General features: G+C 48.9%; 14 protein-coding genes. All 14 read left to right on the forward strand.

Annotated elements, in window-relative coordinates:
• The first annotated feature begins 82 nt into the window (after nucleotides 1–82).
• The 14 genes from LACPH_RS04445 (at nucleotide 83) to pgmB (ending at nucleotide 17511) form a co-directional block, all read left to right on the forward strand.
• A complete protein-coding gene (locus tag LACPH_RS04445; protein WP_213291555.1) occupies nucleotides 83–1120 on the forward strand; it encodes a sugar-binding transcriptional regulator in 1038 nt (345 codons plus the stop codon).
• A 36-nt stretch (nucleotides 1121–1156) separates the two neighbouring features.
• Nucleotides 1157–2179: a type I glyceraldehyde-3-phosphate dehydrogenase gene (gap, locus tag LACPH_RS04450; protein ID WP_025013036.1), complete on the forward strand. Its 1023-nt coding sequence runs from the start codon at nucleotides 1157–1159 to the stop codon at nucleotides 2177–2179.
• A gap of 180 nt (nucleotides 2180–2359) precedes the next feature.
• Complete coding sequence (locus tag LACPH_RS04455) at nucleotides 2360–3550, forward strand: phosphoglycerate kinase (protein ID WP_010489340.1); 1191 nt, start codon at nucleotides 2360–2362, stop codon at nucleotides 3548–3550.
• A 78-nt stretch (nucleotides 3551–3628) separates the two neighbouring features.
• On the forward strand, nucleotides 3629–4384 hold the full coding sequence (tpiA, locus tag LACPH_RS04460) for a triose-phosphate isomerase (protein WP_010489338.1): 756 nt from the start codon (nucleotides 3629–3631) through the stop codon (nucleotides 4382–4384).
• 48 nt (nucleotides 4385–4432) lie between these two features.
• Nucleotides 4433–5737, forward strand: a complete 1305-nt coding sequence (gene eno, locus LACPH_RS04465; RefSeq protein ID WP_049171467.1) for a phosphopyruvate hydratase — start codon at nucleotides 4433–4435, stop codon at nucleotides 5735–5737.
• Between the two features lie 139 nt (nucleotides 5738–5876).
• Entirely contained in the window at nucleotides 5877–7457 is a 1581-nt protein-coding gene (locus LACPH_RS04470) for a ClC family H(+)/Cl(-) exchange transporter (RefSeq protein ID WP_274784611.1), read from the forward strand.
• Between the two features lie 105 nt (nucleotides 7458–7562).
• A complete protein-coding gene (locus LACPH_RS04475; protein ID WP_138130994.1) occupies nucleotides 7563–7931 on the forward strand; it encodes a hypothetical protein in 369 nt (122 codons plus the stop codon).
• Nucleotides 7932–8095: 164 nt separating this feature from the next.
• Nucleotides 8096–8332 (forward strand): preprotein translocase subunit SecG, encoded by a 237-nt coding sequence (gene secG, locus LACPH_RS04480; RefSeq protein ID WP_010489332.1) that lies wholly within the window; start codon nucleotides 8096–8098, stop codon nucleotides 8330–8332.
• A 251-nt stretch (nucleotides 8333–8583) separates the two neighbouring features.
• On the forward strand, nucleotides 8584–9318 hold the full coding sequence (locus tag LACPH_RS04485) for an alpha/beta hydrolase (RefSeq protein WP_025013042.1): 735 nt from the start codon (nucleotides 8584–8586) through the stop codon (nucleotides 9316–9318).
• A gap of 1 nt (nucleotide 9319) precedes the next feature.
• The gene (rnr, locus tag LACPH_RS04490) at nucleotides 9320–11689 is read left to right on the forward strand and encodes a ribonuclease R (RefSeq protein ID WP_306387295.1); all 2370 of its coding nucleotides are present in this window, start codon (nucleotides 9320–9322) and stop codon (nucleotides 11687–11689) included.
• A 154-nt stretch (nucleotides 11690–11843) separates the two neighbouring features.
• Nucleotides 11844–12317, forward strand: coding sequence for an SsrA-binding protein SmpB (gene smpB, locus LACPH_RS04495; RefSeq protein WP_274784613.1), 474 nt, complete (start codon nucleotides 11844–11846; stop codon nucleotides 12315–12317).
• 483 nt (nucleotides 12318–12800) lie between these two features.
• Entirely contained in the window at nucleotides 12801–14546 is a 1746-nt protein-coding gene (locus LACPH_RS04500; protein WP_274784614.1) for a glycoside hydrolase family 13 protein, read from the forward strand.
• 48 nt (nucleotides 14547–14594) lie between these two features.
• Nucleotides 14595–16856, forward strand: a complete 2262-nt coding sequence (locus tag LACPH_RS04505; RefSeq protein ID WP_274784615.1) for a glycoside hydrolase family 65 protein — start codon at nucleotides 14595–14597, stop codon at nucleotides 16854–16856.
• Entirely contained in the window at nucleotides 16849–17511 is a 663-nt protein-coding gene (gene pgmB / locus LACPH_RS04510) for a beta-phosphoglucomutase (RefSeq protein ID WP_274784616.1), read from the forward strand. Before LACPH_RS04505 ends, pgmB begins: the two co-directional genes overlap by 8 nt.
• The last annotated feature ends 62 nt before the right edge of the window (nucleotides 17512–17573 follow it).

Genomic DNA, 17573 nt, shown 5'->3' on the forward strand with positions numbered 1-17573 from the left:
GGTTCCTAATTTTTTTCAGCTTGCTGGGTCGGCAAACGACTCGGAGGGACGTGAAATGACCCATTAAAGAAGGACGTGCCTTATGCATACTGAACTTGCGTGGCTCAAAGCGATCGCGCCTGATCTGATGGGCGTCGTCACTAAACGCTATCAGGTCCTTCAATTTATTAACTGGATGGCACCAGTTGGTCGACGAACGTTAGCCGAACAGATGAAGATTTCAGAACGCGCGTTACGTACAGAAACAGATTTTTTGCGCGGACAAGGACTTTTAGAAAGTTCGAAATCTGGCATGGTGTTGACAGCGAAAGGGTTAGAAACTTTTCACGGCCTCGATCATTTGATGAATCAGTTGCTGGGAATCAAAGATGATGAAAAGCGACTGGCAACGCATCTTGGCATTGACCATTGTCTGGTTGTTTCCGGGGATGCGGATCAGAGTAGTCGGGTTCTTGATGAACTTGGCAAAACGTTGAATTCAACCTTACAGTTACTGTTACCACCCGGCCATTTAACGGTTGCCGTTATGGGTGGCACAACGATGGCACATTTAGCCACGCAGTTAACTTTTCAGCTATCTGCGGGCCGTGAACTGTCGTTTGTCCCTGCACGGGGTGGTCTCGGTGAAGCCGTGACCATTCAGGCCAACTCGATTGCGGCTGCAATGGCAGAAGCAACCGATAGCAAGTACCGGGCTTTATATGTTCCTGAGAATCTAAGCTCGGAATCCTATGAATCCTTAATCAAAGAGCCGTCAGTAAGAGATGTGTTAAACCTTATCGACAAAGCTCAGGTAGTAATTCATAGTGTGGGCGATGCGCTGGTCATGGCTAAGCGCCGTGGTATGTCGCCTGATACGATCAGCATGTTGAAAGCCAAGCATGCCGTTGCCGAGGCATTCGGTGTTTTCTACGATGCCAAGGGCAAGGTCGTTTACAAGATACCGCAAATCGGATTACAGCTTGCGGATCTTGATCATATACCGTATGTCTTCGCAGTTGCGGCGGGTAAAAGTAAAGCCAAAGCAATTGCGGCGTACATGCAACACGCACCGAGTCGAACGTGGCTGTTAACTGACATCGGTGCAACAAACTCGATTTTAACTGGGGCAACCCGTTAGAATAAAACCTTATTTCCTAAAGGAGGAAATTTTAGCATGACTGTTAAGATTGGTATTAATGGTTTTGGCCGTATCGGTCGTTTGGCATTCCGTCGTATTTACGAATTGGGTGCAAAGAGCAATGACATCCAGGTTGTTGCGATCAACGATCTGACCAGCCCAACCATGCTGGCTCACTTGCTTAAGTATGATTCAACTCACGGTACTTTCCCTGGTGAAGTTAGTGCAACCGATAACGGTATTGTCGTTGACGGTAAAGAATACCGCGTCTACGCAGAACCGCAAGCCCAGAACATTCCTTGGGTTAAGAACGATGGCGTTGACTATGTTCTTGAATGCACAGGCTTCTATACCTCTGCTGAAAAGTCACAAGCTCATTTGGATGCAGGTGCAAAGCGTGTTCTGATTTCTGCCCCAGCTGGCAAGATGAAGACCATCGTTTACAACGTTAATGATGACACTTTGAATGCAGACGACAAGATTGTTTCTGCTGGTTCTTGCACGACCAACTGCTTGGCACCAATGGCTTACTTCCTGAACAAGGAATTCGGCATTGAAGTTGGTACCATGACCACCGTTCATGCTTACACCTCAACTCAGATGTTGCTTGACGGCCCGGTTCGTGGTGGCAACCTGCGTGCTGCACGTTCTGCCGCTGCTAACACGATTCCTCACAGCACTGGTGCTGCTAAGGCTATCGGTTTGGTTATCCCAGAATTGAACGGCAAGTTGCAGGGTCACGCACAGCGTGTTTCTGTTGTTGACGGTTCCTTGACCGAATTGGTTTCCATCTTGAAGACCAAGAACGTTACAGCTGACCAAGTCAACGAAGCTATCAAGAAGCACACCGAAAACAACCCTAGCTTCGGCTGGAACGAAGACGAAATCGTATCTTCCGATGTAATCGGTACGACTTATGGTTCAATCTTCGATCCTACTCAGACTGAAGTTACAACTGCCGGTGACTATCAATTAGTTAAGACGGTTGCTTGGTACGATAACGAATATGGCTTTACTTGCCAGATGATCCGTACCTTGCTGAAATTTGCTACTCTCTAATCCGGAGTAACGCTTTTCTAACCGCAACATCCGAAGCGGAGGGAGCTTTACTCCCTCCGCTTTTTTTGGAAAGGCGACAGAAATCATCGGTTTTATGCTGATTTTTGCCCTTTGCGAGCACCATGGTGGAGGACGCGTGTTCATCCACCATCTTTGGGAAAATGAAGGAGGTCAAATCTTTTGGCTAAATTAATCGTTTCAGATTTAGATGTTAAAGATAAAAAAGTTCTGATCCGCGTTGACTTCAACGTGCCGATCAAAGATGGCGTTATCGGTGATGACAACCGGATCGTGGCAGCATTGCCAACCATCCAATATGTCATTGATCACGGCGGCAAGGCAATCTTGCTGTCACACCTTGGCCGGGTTAAGACCGAAGAAGATAAGGCTAAGCTGACATTGAAGCCAGTTGCCCAACGCTTGAGTGAATTGCTGAAGAAGCCAGTTACCTTTGTACCGGCTACCCGTGGCAAGGAACTGGAAGATGCTATTGCCAAAATGAACGATGGCGATGTGCTTTTGATGGAAAACACCCGGTTTGAAGATCTTGACGGTAAGAAAGAATCCGGCAATGATCCTGAATTAGGCAAGTACTGGGCAAGCCTTGGCGACCTATTCGTCAACGATGCCTTTGGTACGGCACATCGTAAGCATGCGTCCAATGTCGGCATTGCTTCCAACATGAAGCAAACAGCTGCCGGGTTCTTGATGGAAAAGGAAATCAAGTTCTTAGGCGACGCTGTTGACAACCCGAAGCACCCATTCATTGCTATCTTGGGTGGTGCCAAGGTTTCCGATAAAATCGGTGTCATCGAAAACTTAGTGCCTAAAGCTGATAAGATCCTTATCGGTGGTGGCATGACTTATACCTTCTATGCAGCCAAGGGTATGAGCATCGGTAACTCATTGGTTGAAAAAGACAAGATCGACTTAGCCAAGAAGATTATGGACCAAGCCGGCGATAAGTTGCTTTTGCCTGTTGATTCTGTTGTTGCCCCAGAATTTTCAAACGATGCTCCTCATAAGGTTGTTGAAGGCGATATTCCGGATGGCTACATGGCACTGGATATCGGCCCGAAGACGATTCAAGAATTCAAAGATGCCTTGCAAGGTGCCAAGACGGTTGTTTGGAACGGCCCGATGGGTGTCTTCGAAATGAGCAATTACGCTGAAGGTACTTTGGAAGTCGGCCGTGCACTTGGCGACTTGAAAGATGCGACAACCATTATCGGTGGTGGCGATTCAACCGCTGCTGCCAAGCAATTGGGTATCGCGCCTAAGATTACCCACATTTCCACTGGTGGCGGTGCTAGCCTTGAATATCTTGAAGGCAAGACGTTACCAGGTATCGCAGCCATTTCTGACAAGTAGTTTGTCAGCGATGCTGATCTAACAGTCAATGCCGACACGTGCTGAGCGTGTCGGTACATAATGAAAGGAAGCTAAGTCATGCGGACACCATTCATTGCTGGTAACTGGAAAATGAACAAAAACCCCAAGGAGACGCAAGCCTTTTTAGATGCTGTGAAAGGCAAACTGCCTGACGCAAGCAAAGTTGAAACGGTTATTGGCGCACCTGCCATTGATCTGACGACTTTGGTTGCCGGAGCAGAAGGCACACCTTTAAAGACAGCGGCAGAAAACTGCTACTTTGAAGATGAAGGTGCTTATACCGGTGAAACCAGCCCGAAAGCATTAAAGGAAATGGGCGTTGATTATGTCATCATCGGCCATAGCGAACGTCGTGGTTACTTCCACGAAACCGACGAAGATATCAATAAGAAAGCTAAGGCTATCTTTAAGAACAATCTTCTGCCGATTATCTGCTGTGGCGAAAGTTTGACCCAGCGTGAAGCTGGCCAAACCGAAGACTGGGTTGCCTCGCAAATCGAAGCAGCTTTGGCTGGCTTAACCGCTGACCAAGTCAAAGTTTCTGTTTTGGCCTACGAACCAATCTGGGCAATCGGGACCGGTAAGACTGCGACTGCCGATCAGGCACAAGAAGTTGTTGCCCACATTCGTGCGACCGTTGAGAAGTTGTATAATAAAGACACGGCAGACGCTGTTCGGATTCTTTACGGCGGCTCCGTTAAACCAGCGAACGTTAAAGAATTGATGGCTAAGCCTGATATCGATGGCGGCTTAGTCGGTGGCGCTTCGATGGATCCTGAAAGTTTCATCGCCTTGGCTAACTACCAAGATTAATCTGGTTTCCAATATTAAACAGCCTTCTGGCAAAAAGGAGAAGAATATATGTCTATCATTACTGATGTATTGGCACGCGAAGTTTTGGATTCACGTGGCAACCCTACTGTTGAAGTTGAATTGTATACCGAAGATGGTGGTTTTGGCCGCGCATTAGTTCCATCAGGTGCTTCAACCGGTGAACACGAAGCCGTTGAGCTGCGTGATGGTGACAAGGATCGTTTTGGCGGCAAGGGTGTTTTGAAGGCCGTTGGTCACGTCAACAATGAAATTGCCAAGGCAGTGATTGGCCTTGACGTTACCGAACAACGCCTGATCGACCAAACCATGATCGATCTTGATGGCACACCAAACAAAGGCAAGCTGGGTGCCAACGCCATCTTGGGTGTTTCTTTGGCTGCTGCCCGTGCTGCTGCTGATGAAGTCGGCCTGCCATTGTATCAATATCTTGGAGGCCCGAACGCTCATGTTCTGCCAACACCGATGATGAACGTTCTTAATGGTGGCGCACATTCAACCAACACCGTTGACTTCCAGGAATTCATGATCATGCCTGTTGGTGCCAAGAGTGTTCGTGAAGCCGTTCGCATGGGTTCAGAAACCTTCCATGCACTGCAGGCTTTGCTGAAGAGCAAAGGCGACATTACCGCTGTTGGTGATGAAGGTGGCTTCGCTCCTAACTTGAAGGACAACGAAGAAGCCTTTGAACTGCTTGTTGAAGCGATCAAGAAGGCTGGCTACAAGCCAGGCGACGACATTGCTTTGGCCTTTGATGTTGCGGCTTCAGAAATGTATGATGCCGACACCAAGACCTACACAACCAAGTGGTCAAACCCTGACAAGAAGTACACCACCGAAGAATGGACCAACATGATCGATGGTTACATCAACAAGTATCCGATCGTTTCTGTTGAAGATCCTATCGACGAAAACGATTGGGAAGGTTGGCAGTCATTCACCAAGAAGATGGGCGACAAAGTCCAAATCGTTGGTGATGACCTGTTTGTTACCAACACCGACTACTTGAAGAAGGGGATTGACATGGGTGTTGCTAACTCAATCCTGATCAAGCTGAACCAAATCGGTACTTTGACCGAAACCTTCGAAGCAATTGAGATGGCTAAAGAAGCCGGCTACACCGCCGTTGTTTCACATCGTTCCGGTGAAACCGAAGACACCACGATTGCTGACTTGGTTGTTGCAACCAACGCCGGTCAAATCAAGACTGGTTCCATGAGCCGGACCGATCGGATTGCCAAGTACAACCAGTTGATGCGCATCGAAGATCAATTGGGTGCACAATCACAATACAAGGGTCGCAAGTCCTTCTACAACGTTAAAGCAATCGACTAATTAATTGTCATTGCTGTCGTTACGAGCACGTCACTTATGATAAGTGGCGTGTTTTTTTCCTAATATTTGAAAAAATGGGATTTTTCTCGTTTCCTCTAAAGGTTTATACTGAATGAATGTTGGCATGGAGGGAAATGTTGTGGCAAGAATCATTAAGGAAAAAGAAAAATTCGATATCACCCGATTACGATTTGTCTTACTGGGATTATTAGTCGGCTTGATGACCGGTACGGTGGTCAGTGCTTTTCGCTACTGTATTGAAGTCGGGTTGCGCGCCAGTCATCAGGTATACGGATACTTACATATGGGGCCGTTTGTCTGGTGGCACTGGGCCTTATTGATTGCCTTTAATCTGGTGCTGGCGGCGCTTGTGGCCCTAATGTTAAAACAAGAACCTTATATTTCCGGGTCAGGCATCCCTCAAGTCGAAGGGCAGCTTGCCGGCGAACTGGAAATGCATTGGTGGGCCATTCTTTGGCGTAAGTTCGTCGGTGGTGTGCTGTCACTTGCTCCGGGTTTGTTTCTGGGGCGTGAAGGGCCTTCGATTCAGTTAGGCGCAGCCGTGGGTCAAGGCTTGGCTGGTGGATTCAAATTGCGCGGAACCGATCGACGGCTCCTAATTGCTTCCGGATCGGCGGCCGGACTCGCAGCTGCCTTCAATGCACCGATTGCCGGGACGCTGTTCGTGCTGGAAGAGGTTTATCATAATTTCTCGCCGCTGGTTTGGCTGACTGCACTGGCCGGTGCCATTGGATCGGATTTCATCTCGCTGTATGTGTTTGGACTGGTTCCCGTGCTACATTTGAGTTATTCGCGAAGTTTGCCGGTCACCAGTTACTGGCATTTGATTCTGCTAGGCATTCTTCTAGGGCTGCTAGGCTATTTATACCAGCGGGTGCTTTTATCCATGCCGCGGTGGTATCAACGATTGACTCACTTGCCGCGGGCGTTGCAAGGCATCGTGCCCTTTATCTTGTTAATTGCCGTTGGTTATTTCACTCCTAATTTACTTGGCGGCGGCAATAGCTTGATTGTCGGATTTGGCCAGTATGTACCGCCACTTTTGACATTACTTGGTATTTTCGTGATTCGCTTTGTTTTTTCCATGATTTCTTATGGCTCAGGGTTACCAGGGGGGATTTTTCTACCGATTTTATCGTTAGGGGCGATTATCGGGGCCATTTATGGGGTGGTCATGTATCAGTTAGGACTGCTGCCGCATGTCTACATCATGAATCTGATTATCTTCTCGATGGCCGGATATTTTGCTGGAATCGGAAAAGCGCCGTTTACCGCGATTTTATTGGTGACCGAAATGGTGGGCAATCTGACCCATCTCATGCCGCTGGCCGTGTTGTCGTTGACGGCTTATCTTGTGGTTGACCTGCTTGGCGGTGCGCCGATTTATGAAGCCTTGCTTGAACAAATGACATTCCCCAAGACCGTTGAGCAGCTGCACCAGCCTGATCGACTGGAAATCCCGGTTTTTGTGGGCAGTTCGCTCAATGGTAAGTTGGTGCGCGATATGCCATGGCCAAAAGAGTCGTTGCTGATTGGTATTCGCCGGGGTGAGCGGGAAGTGATTCCCCATGGTGATACATTGATTCGAGAAGGCGATACATTGGTATTGCTGACAGATGCGGCTGAGCGTGTGCGGGTGAAAAAACGAATCGATGCCCTGTCTGCGGCTTTGGCGACAGCGCATAAAACGCGAGTGTGATGCCGTGTCTGTGAATCGCAGCTTTTAGGTGGCAGCTAATCGGTATGCATGTATAATGAACCTGTCAAAGTGATGGCTATCGTCAACAGAAGGGACTTGATCACCATGAGAACATTTCGCATCGTGTACGCTGTTGCAAGCATCCTACTTGGTTTATTTTATTCAGTTGGTGGCGAACTAGGATTGCTCACATATTCCGGTGACGGTTTTGCCAGCTTTATTGTGCCATTCTTACTGGGATTTGTAGCGAACTGGGGCATGGTTGCGCTCGTCATAGTTGGCGTTATTATCGATAAGCAGATGCGCTGGTGGTATTTAGGTTATCCGATCCTGATGGGTTTGAACATTGGCTTGAATCAAATGTTGCCATTTGGTGTGGCGGATCAGGTAAGCTATTTGATGCCTTTCCTGGTGGCCGTGATCGGTGGCTACATGCTGTATCAGACTTTCAGAAAAAAGCCTCATATTGCGTGATCGCTCAACGGCCATGATATTGCGGAGAGTCGCCTACTGGTCTTTGAAATTGGCTAATTTTAGATCAATGATGAAAAAGATGACTGAAATCAGCAAAGATTCGCCTTTGCCTTGCTTTTATGCTAAACTACTAAAGTGAGATTTTTCGCAAGGGAGGCAACAACTTGCAAAGTTTATTGACCACATTACTTGTGATCGATTCGATTTTTATCGTGATCGCAACTTTAATGCAACCAAGCAAACAACAGGATGCGTTAAGCGCATTGTCCGGTGGGGCAACCGATTTATTCGGGAAGACCAAATCCCGCGGTTTTGAAGCTTTCATGGAGAAAGTCACCGTTGTATTGGGTGTCATTTTCTTCGGCCTCGCCATCGCGTTGGTCTATCTGGAAGCCCATTAACCAAAGTCTCCTGGAACATTCAGGGGGCTTTTTTTGCAGAAGCATGATCCAACCTGCTTAAACCTGACGTTTACGTGTCTTTGGGAAAGCACTTGGTGGTGTATCGGTGATCTGCAAGCATAGTCGGTGGATCAGTTTTGGCTGCCTGCATCATTTCGTTTACAGACTAGCAGCTAAAACCAAACGCATTTTTTAAAAAGTCGGCATTCATTCGCCGCATATCATTCATAGGCATAAAGGACGACTTCACCATGATTTTTCGCAAACCGCAACCTTTTGAATACGAAGGCACCGACACAGGCGTTGTTTTACTTCATGCGTACACTGGCAGCCCCAATGACATGAATTTTATGGCCCGAGCTTTACAACGTGCCGGTTATGGGGTGTATGTGCCGCTTTTTGCTGGGCATGGAACGATCGAGCCCATGGACATTTTGACGAAGGGCAATCCAGACATCTGGTGGGCAGAAGCCAGCGCTGCCGTTGCCCATATGACCGCAAAGTACCCCCGCGTGTTTGTGTTCGGCCTGTCGTTAGGTGGCATTTTTGCGGTAAAAGCTTTAGAGAAGTTACCTGGCATCACGGCTGGCGGCGTTTTTTCATCGCCGATTCTGCCAGGCAAGCATCATTTGATTCCGGGATTTTTAAAATATGCCCAGTATATGAATCGCTTGGCCAATAAACCGGATGAAAGTACCCAGATTCTGGCTTACCTACCGGGGCAACTGACTGCAATTGATCAGTTTGCCACCGGGGTTGCGGCCGATTTGGATCTAGTCAAGCAACCGACTTTCATTGGTCAGGCCGGTGAGGACGAATTAGTGGATGGTCGATTGGCGTACCAGTTACGCGATGCTTTGATCAACGCGGCCCGAGTGGATTTTCACTGGTACGACGGGGCCAAGCACGTGATTACCGTTAATTCAGCTCACCATGCACTAGAACAAGACGTTATTGAATTTATGCAACAAGAAAACGAGGGATAGCATGACCACAGTTGGCCATATTCGTAATGAATTATTAGCAACATTTCGCAGGAATCCGAAGATTGATTATTCGGTTCAGACACTTAGTCGCGCGTTGAAATTAAATGAAGGCGCGGATTTTAAAGTGCTGGTACAGGCACTAAATGGTATGGAAAATGACAATCTGATCCACGCCAATCATGAAGGCCGTTATGCATTGGGTGGCACGCCTAAAGTTTTGACCGGTGTCTTCCATGGTAATGAAAAAGGTTTTGGTTTCGTTGCCGTTGAAGGCTTGGATGATGATGTTTATGTGCCATCGACCAGCACGGATTTTGCCTTGGATGGCGATACGGTTGAGGTTCGCATTGTTCGCGAAGCGCGGCCAAACGATTCGCGCGGAGCAGAAGGCGAAATTACCAAGGTTGTTCAACGCAGCTTAACGACCCTGGTTGGCGAGTTCAAACCCTTTTCCGATAAAGATCGGGCTAAGTCCGGTTTTATCGGCATGGTTGTCAGCCATGAAAAGAAGCTGAAGAATTATCCGGTTTATGTCAAGGATACCGGAACCATTCCGCAACTTGGCGATATGACAGTGACGGAGATTACTGAATTTCCGACTGAATACCATCCAAAATTAATGTACGGCATGGTGGTGGAAACACTAGGGAATAAGAATGATCCCGGCGTGGACATCATGTCATTGGTTTTGCAAAATCACATTAAAACCGAATTCCCGGATGAAGTGATGGATCAGACCAATGCCATTCCGGATCATGTGACGCCGGAAGAACGCGTTGGCCGCAAAGATATCACTGATCAGGCAGTTGTCACGATTGATGGCGATGACAGTAAAGACTTTGATGATGCGGTCGTCGTTTGGAAACTGCCAAATGGCAACTTCCATCTTGGCGTCCACATTGCCGATGTTTCGCATTATGTCACGGAAGGGTCCGCCTTGGATCAGGAAGCATTTGACCGCGGCACCAGTACGTATTTGGTCGATCGCGTGATTCCAATGTTGCCATTTCGGTTGTCCAATGGTATTTGTTCGTTGAATCCGGGTGTTGACCGCTTGGCGATGTCTTGTGACATGGAAATCGACCACGAAGGCCATGTGGTGAGTCACGAGATCTATCAAAGTGTCATCAAGAGCCATGCCCGCATGACGTACAACAATGTGAACAAAATTGTGACTGACCACGACCCTGAAGTGATGGCCGAGTATCAGGAACTCGTGCCGATGTTTGAAGACATGGTCGAATTGCATCAGATTCTGTATAAAATGCGGCATGCCCGCGGTGCGATTGATTTTGAAGAAAATGAAGCTAAGATCATTGTGGACGATATGGGCCACCCGACCGATATCGTGTTGCGGGAGCGTGGCGTTTCTGAGCGCATGATTGAATCCTTCATGCTTGCAGCCAACGAAACCGTGGCAGAACACTACAACAAACAGCACCTGCCGTTCCTTTATCGGGTTCATGAAACCCCGGACGCTGATCGGGTAAAAGAATTTATGGAATTCATTGCCAGTTTCGGCATTACGGTTCCCATGAAAAAAGGTAAGGAAATCACGCCAAAACAGCTTCAGGAAGTTGTGACGGATGTGACTGGGACACCTGAAGAAGCCATGGTCAACGTAAAACTCTTGCGGAGTCTCAAACAGGCGCGGTATTCACCAGATCCACTTGGACATTTTGGCTTGGCAGCGAAGTATTACTGTCACTTCACCAGTCCAATTCGGCGGTATCCTGATCTCGTTGTGCATCGCTTGATTCGCGATTATGCAACGGAAGGCGCTGGCGATGACGTTCAAGCTTCGTGGAATAAGAAGCTGCCTGACATTGCGACGCAAGCGTCTATGGCCGAACGGCGGAGTATTGACGCTGAACGTGCTGTTGACGACCTGAAGAAAGCCGAATACATGGCGGACAAGGTCGGCGAAGAGTTCGACGCTGTTGTCAGTGGGGTGACAAGCTTCGGTATGTTTGTGGCCTTGCCTAACACAGTCGAAGGCTTGGTTCATATCACACGGATGAGCGACGATTATTATTCCTTTGTCGAAAGTCAGATGGCCTTGGTCGGTGAACGCACCAAGCGAACTTATCGTGTCGGCCAATCTTTGCGGGTCAAACTGGATAACGTCGATATTGATCAGCGGCAGGTGGACTTTTCACTTATCCCGGATGACAAGACGCCGACGAGTGATTTAGGCAAGCTGGTCAAAAAAGATGACCGGCGCGATCGCCGCTCGAACGGCAATCGGCCAAGTTTTGGCAATGGTAACCGGGGCGGCAATCGTAATCAGCGCGATAATCAACGCCCGCGTAAACCGGCTGGGGCACCGCATCAAGGGAAGCATTATAATGCTAAGCGTGGCGCTAAGTAGGGCTGGTATGCGATAACGCGCTCCCCGGCGCAGGGTTCTGCGTGTAAGGACCTTGGTCGCAATGGCCTAAGTTCGGGCCATCACGCCCAAGGCCGCTTACACTTCGACCCCTAAGCGCGCCAGCTCGCGCTCACACAAAAGGAAGGGTGGTTTAATGGCTAAGAAACATCGACAAAAACCTGATAACCTGCTCGCCCAGAATAAAAAAGTCGGACATGATTACAACATTCTTGATACCTATGAAGCTGGTATTGCACTGACGGGGACCGAGATTAAGTCTGTGCGGGATGGTAAGATTAATTTGCGGGATGGTTTTGCCCGTATTCGTAATAATGAAGCATGGCTTGAAAATGTGCATATCAGCCCCTACAAGGAAGGCAACTTGTTTAATGTTGATCCGATGCGCAATCGCAAGTTACTGTTGCATAAGAAAGAGATTCGCAAGCTTGGCCAATTGACAGCGCGCCAAGGCGTGACGCTTGTGCCCTTGCGGATGTATCTGAAACATGGCTATGCGAAAGTACTGATAGGCGTCGCTGAAGGGAAACACAACTATGACAAACGTGAAACTCTGAAGCGTAAAGATCAAGAACGTGAAGTCCAACGCGCCTTGAAAGCTCGCTATTAATTGAGTGCATGCACTAAAAAATAGAGGCTGGTTCATAATTCACAGCCACAATAAAGAAGTGAACATACTCGGCAATGAGTGTGTTCACTCTTTTTATTTTCCTGAGTTATTCAAGATATGAGTGCCAAAGCGGAGCAATCGTAGGCCAGAGGGGGCTCAGCTGTGAAATTGTACTAGCCGGGTGCTCTTCCCGGCGTAGTACAAGGCCGAGCTTTGAGACTCAGCGGGCTTTGCTGAGGCTCAAAGTCGTGCCCACAGCGTTCCAGCCCCCTCTGGCCGGAGATTGCGGAGTTTGGCACGACTCGCGACTCATTGCCTAAGCTTTTTGTGATGATCAGGGACAGCAAAAGGTAAAACAGCATGCGGATTGATTGAGTGTGCTGCGTGAAGGCTGTATGATCGCCGTATAGATATCAAATCGTATGGCTCAAACCAATGCGGTGAATTTTTAACACAGGAGTCAGTTCAAGGAGGGGTTGCGTCATGAATTTGGCGGCTTTAGCGCATCGACCGGAAAGTGAAGATAGCTTTTTATACACGGATAAGACGCTTCATCTGCGTTTTCATACTGCCCGCCAGGATGTCGCAAAGGTGACGGTTCTGTATGGCGATCCGTATTGGCGCATTCCCGATGCCCATGGCGCTGATCAGCTCGTTTATCAGCGCCAGGCAATGACGCTCTTAGGCACTGGACAAGTGCTGGACCATTGGGGTGTGACGCTGGAGGCGCCTTATCGTCGACTGCAATACTTGTTTGAAGTGACTGGCAAAGATGGCACGGTTTGGCTGTACGGTGATCGTGGCCTGCGCCAAAATAGCGCAGACGCACGACATGAGGCCGAAAACTATTTTCGGATGCCTTATTTTCAGGCGATTGACCGCGTCAAAACGCCTGACTGGGTGAAAACGACGGTGTGGTATCAGATTTTTCCGGAGCGGTTTGCCAATGGTGATCCTAGTAACGATCCAGCTGGTACCAAACCTTGGCGGCCGGCGGATCATCCCAGACGTGAAGACTTTTATGGCGGTGATTTGCAAGGGGTGCTGGATCATCTTGATGATTTACAAGCTTTGGGTATCAACGGGTTATATTTTTGTCCGATTTTTACTGCTACTTCGAATCACAAATATGACACGATCGACTACCTAAACGTGGATCCTGCGTTTGGCGATAAGGCGTTGTTGGCTAAATTGATTCACGCGGCGCATCAACGCGGCATGCGGGTGATGTTGGATGCGGTGTTTAATCACATGGGTTATGGCAGCCTGCAGTGGCAAGACGTATTGCGCAGTGGCGAAAAGTCCCGCTTTGCATCATGGTTTCATTTGCATCAAACCCCGGTGACGCCTTTTCATAATCCGCTTAAGGGTGAAGGCCAACCGCAATATGATACGTTTGCCTTTGAAGAAAAAATGCCCAAACTGAACACCGCCAACCCGGAAGTGCAGGACTATTTGTTGATGGTGGCGACGTACTGGATCAAAACGTTTGATATTGACGCCTGGCGCCTGGATGTTGCCAATGAAGTGGATCATCACTTTTGGAAAAAGTTCTATCAAGCGGTCACAGCGATCAAACCGGATTTTTATGTGCTGGGTGAGGTGTGGCATCGTAGTCAGGCATGGTTAAATGGTGACGAATTTTCAGGAACCATGAATTATCCCTTCACGCAACAAATTGAAGATCACTTTTTCAAGCGGCGACGGACGGCAGCGGAACTGGTTGGCTTGTTGACGGATCAATTGATGCTGTATCGAGATCAAACCAATCAGGTGATGCTGAACATGTTGGATTCCCATGACACGCCGCGGATTTTGACGTTGGCACACGAGGATGAAGACTTGGCGCTGCAGGCATTGACGTTCACGTTGATGCAAACTGGCAGTCCTTGCCTTTATTATGGAACCGAAATGGGCATGTCCGGTGGTGCTGATCCGGATAACCGGAAGCCGATGGACTGGACTAAACTGGGTCAGCCGATTTGGAAAAGGGTAGCCGCACTGGTTCATTTTCGCCGTCAGCATGCAACCACGCTTGGTACCGGTACGACAAGGCTAAGTGTGACTGATACCGGCTTGATTAAAGTGGTTCGGCGGGGACGCGAGATGCTGACGGGCTATTTTAATACCACGGAGCAGCCAGTTGCCGTCAATAGGGAGGCTGTTTTCGCGCAAGGATTTGTGAATGGTCAGTTGGCGCCTAAAGGATTCATGGTTGTCGCGGGTTGATGACAAATTGACAGTTGCACGTTCAATTTGCATAGAGAGGGCAAAAATTTGAAACGATTATTTGAAATTGATCCTTGGCTGGTTGCCACGCATCATTTGGATAAGATTGATCGGCGGTTGCAGGAAAGTATCACGGCGGTCGGCAATGGCTATATGGGCCTTCGTGGTAACTTTGAGGAAGGCTATAGTGGCGATTCACTTCAAGGCACTTACTTAGGCGGTGTCTGGTTTCCGGATAAAACCCGGGTTGGCTGGTGGAAAATCGGCTATCCTGAATATTTTGGCAAGGTGATTAATGCACCGAGTTTTCTGGGGATCGGAATTACGGTCAATGGCGAGCAGGTGGATTTGGCAACCAGTCAGTATCGGGATTTTTATCTTGCGCTGGATTTGCATCAAGGCTTGCTGACGCGACGTTTTGTTTACATTGGCGATGGGGTTGAGGTGCGGTTTGAATTTGCCCGGTTTTTAAGCCAAACGATTAAAGAAGCGGCGTTTGTGAGCGTCAAGGCTACAGTGTTGCGTGGGCATGCTGCGATAACGTTTAATGCATCTTTGGATGGTCAGGTCACCAACGAAGACAGCAATTATGATGAGCGCTTTTGGGTGCCATTGCATGAAGATGCGGCAGCCAAAAGTATTCAGCTGCAAACTAAACCTAATCCTTATGGGGTACCGCAGTTTACCGTTTTGCTCAAGCAACAGTTGCGCGTGAATGATCAGCCAGTGAATGGTCAGGTCGCCACAACAAGCGGTCAATTACATGAGCAGGTCGCTGTGCAACTAGCGGAAGGCCAGAGCTATCAACTGGAAAAAGACGTGATTGTGGTCACCAGCCGTGATGTTGCACCGGCGGCCCAAGCAACGACAGCGGCTCAGCTGATGAAGCAAGTAGCCGCCCAAAGCTTTGCAGCGCATTTGGCAGCGCACACTGCCCGCTGGGATCAGCGTTGGGCTAAGAGTGATGTCGTGATCGAAGGCGATCCGGCCGCTCAACAAGGCATTCGGTTTAATATTGCCCAGCTCTTTATGACTTATTACGGCGAAGACAAGCGGCTTAACATCGGGCCAAAGGGATTTACTGGCGAGAAATACGGTGGGGCGACGTATTGGGACACGGAGGCATTTATCGTGCCAATGTATTTGGCTGTGACCCCGTCGGAAGTGACGCGAGCATTGCTGCAATATCGGCATGACCAGTTGCCGGGGGCGTTTCACAATGCCCGCCAACAAGGCTTGGCTGGCGCACTCTATCCAATGGTTACTTTTAATGGCATTGAATGTCACAACGAGTGGGAAATTACGTTTGAAGAGATTCACCGCAACGCTGCCATTGCATTTGCGATTTATCAATATACGGCTTACACCGGCGATGAGAGTTATGTGAAGCATGACGGCCTGGAAGTATTGGTGGGGATCGCGCGCTTTTGGGCGGATCGGGTTCATTTTAGCCAGCGCACCCAGCAATACATGATCCATGGCGTGACCGGTCCTAATGAATATGAAAATAACGTCAATAACAATTGGTACACCAACACCATGGCCGTGTGGGAGTTGCAGTATACCTTAGAACGATTGGCAAAAGGCGATGCCGATGTCGTGACTGCCCTTGCCGTGACCGAGCAGGAAAAGCAGCATTGGCAGGCGATTATCGACCATATGTATTATCCGACCGATGATCAATTAGGCATTTTTGTGCAACAGGATGACTTTCTGGATAAGGATTTGCGGCCTGCCAGCACGATTCCGGCAGATCAGCGGCCGATTAACCAGCATTGGTCATGGGATCGCATTTTGCGCTCACCGTTCATCAAACAGGCCGATGTGTTACAAGGCTTGTATTTCCTGAATGATCGCTTTACCAAGGCGGAAAAAGAACGCAACTTTGACTTTTACGAGCCGCTCACGGTTCACGAAAGTTCGCTGAGTCCTTCCATTCATGCAGTGTTGGCAGCTGAACTCGGCAAAATCGATAAGGCAACTGAACTTTACGCCCGCACTGCTCGCTTGGATCTGGATGATTACAATCACGATACGCAAGACGGCCTACACATCACGTCCATGAGCGGCAGCTGGCTGGCGATCGTGCAGGGCTTCGCGGGCATGCGCTACGATCATGATCAGTTGCGGTTCCACCCCCAGTTGCCGAAAAATTGGCGCCGATATCAGTTCAAACTCAACTATCGCGGGCGCTTATTAGCCGTTGATGTCGGGCAAAAGGTCACTGTCTCACTACTGGCCGGACCGTCATTGGATATTACTATTGATGGCAAAACGGTGCACTTGGAAGTGGAGGATGGCCATGCTTAAAGGCTTTATTTTTGATTTGGACGGTGTTTTAACCGACACGGCAAAGTACCACTTAGCGGCGTGGCATGAGTTGGCTGAGCGGCTGGGCATTCACTTGCCGCCTGAAGCCGATGCGGCGTTACGCGGCCGCGCGCGCATGGACTCGCTTGAACTGATTTTGCGGTACGGCCATCAGGAACGGAATTATGATGAGGCGCAAAAGGTGGCGTTGGCGGAGGAGAAAAACCTGCGCTACCGGGCATTAGTTGCGTCCATTACGTCCGCGGATATCCTACCGGGGATCCCGTTGTTACTGGAAAAGGCCAAGCAACACCGCTTGAAAATGGCAATTGCTTCGGCATCTAAAAACGCCCCAATGATTTTGCAGCGACTGGGCTTAGCTTCACAGTTCGATGCCATCGTTGACCCGAGCAGCCTTCATCATGGCAAACCCAATCCGGAAATTTATATCAAAGCCCAGCAGTTGTTGCAGTTGCAAGCCGCTGAGGTCATCAGTTTTGAAGATGCACCGATCGGCATTGCGGCGATCAAAGCGGCCGGCCAATTTGCGGTGGGCATTGGGGATGCGGACAAGTTAGCCGCGGCCGACTATCGCGTGTCAACGACGGATCAGCTGGATTACGATCGTATTGTGGCGGCGTTTGAACGGCGGTAATGAGCGTAATAAGAGCTTTATTGAAAGGATCGGTCAGTGACTGGTTCTTTTTTAATTTGGCA

It is taken from the genome of Lacticaseibacillus parahuelsenbergensis (assembly GCF_030770265.1).
Lineage (GTDB): Bacteria > Bacillota > Bacilli > Lactobacillales > Lactobacillaceae > Lacticaseibacillus > Lacticaseibacillus casei.

What these genes read in the sequence shown, in the direction of transcription:
- LACPH_RS04485 (WP_025013042.1), top strand. Translation starts at nt 8,584, where the DNA reads ATGATTTTTCGCAAACCGCAACCTTTTGAATACGAAGGCACCGACACA.
- smpB (WP_274784613.1), top strand. Translation starts at nt 11,844, where the DNA reads ATGGCTAAGAAACATCGACAAAAACCTGATAACCTGCTCGCCCAGAAT.
- eno (WP_049171467.1), top strand. Translation starts at nt 4,433, where the DNA reads ATGTCTATCATTACTGATGTATTGGCACGCGAAGTTTTGGATTCACGT.
- LACPH_RS04475 (WP_138130994.1), top strand. Translation starts at nt 7,563, where the DNA reads ATGAGAACATTTCGCATCGTGTACGCTGTTGCAAGCATCCTACTTGGT.
- LACPH_RS04445 (WP_213291555.1), top strand. Translation starts at nt 83, where the DNA reads ATGCATACTGAACTTGCGTGGCTCAAAGCGATCGCGCCTGATCTGATG.
- tpiA (WP_010489338.1), top strand. Translation starts at nt 3,629, where the DNA reads ATGCGGACACCATTCATTGCTGGTAACTGGAAAATGAACAAAAACCCC.
- LACPH_RS04500 (WP_274784614.1), top strand. Translation starts at nt 12,801, where the DNA reads ATGAATTTGGCGGCTTTAGCGCATCGACCGGAAAGTGAAGATAGCTTT.
- rnr (WP_306387295.1), top strand. Translation starts at nt 9,320, where the DNA reads ATGACCACAGTTGGCCATATTCGTAATGAATTATTAGCAACATTTCGC.
- pgmB (WP_274784616.1), top strand. Translation starts at nt 16,849, where the DNA reads ATGCTTAAAGGCTTTATTTTTGATTTGGACGGTGTTTTAACCGACACG.
- gap (WP_025013036.1), top strand. Translation starts at nt 1,157, where the DNA reads ATGACTGTTAAGATTGGTATTAATGGTTTTGGCCGTATCGGTCGTTTG.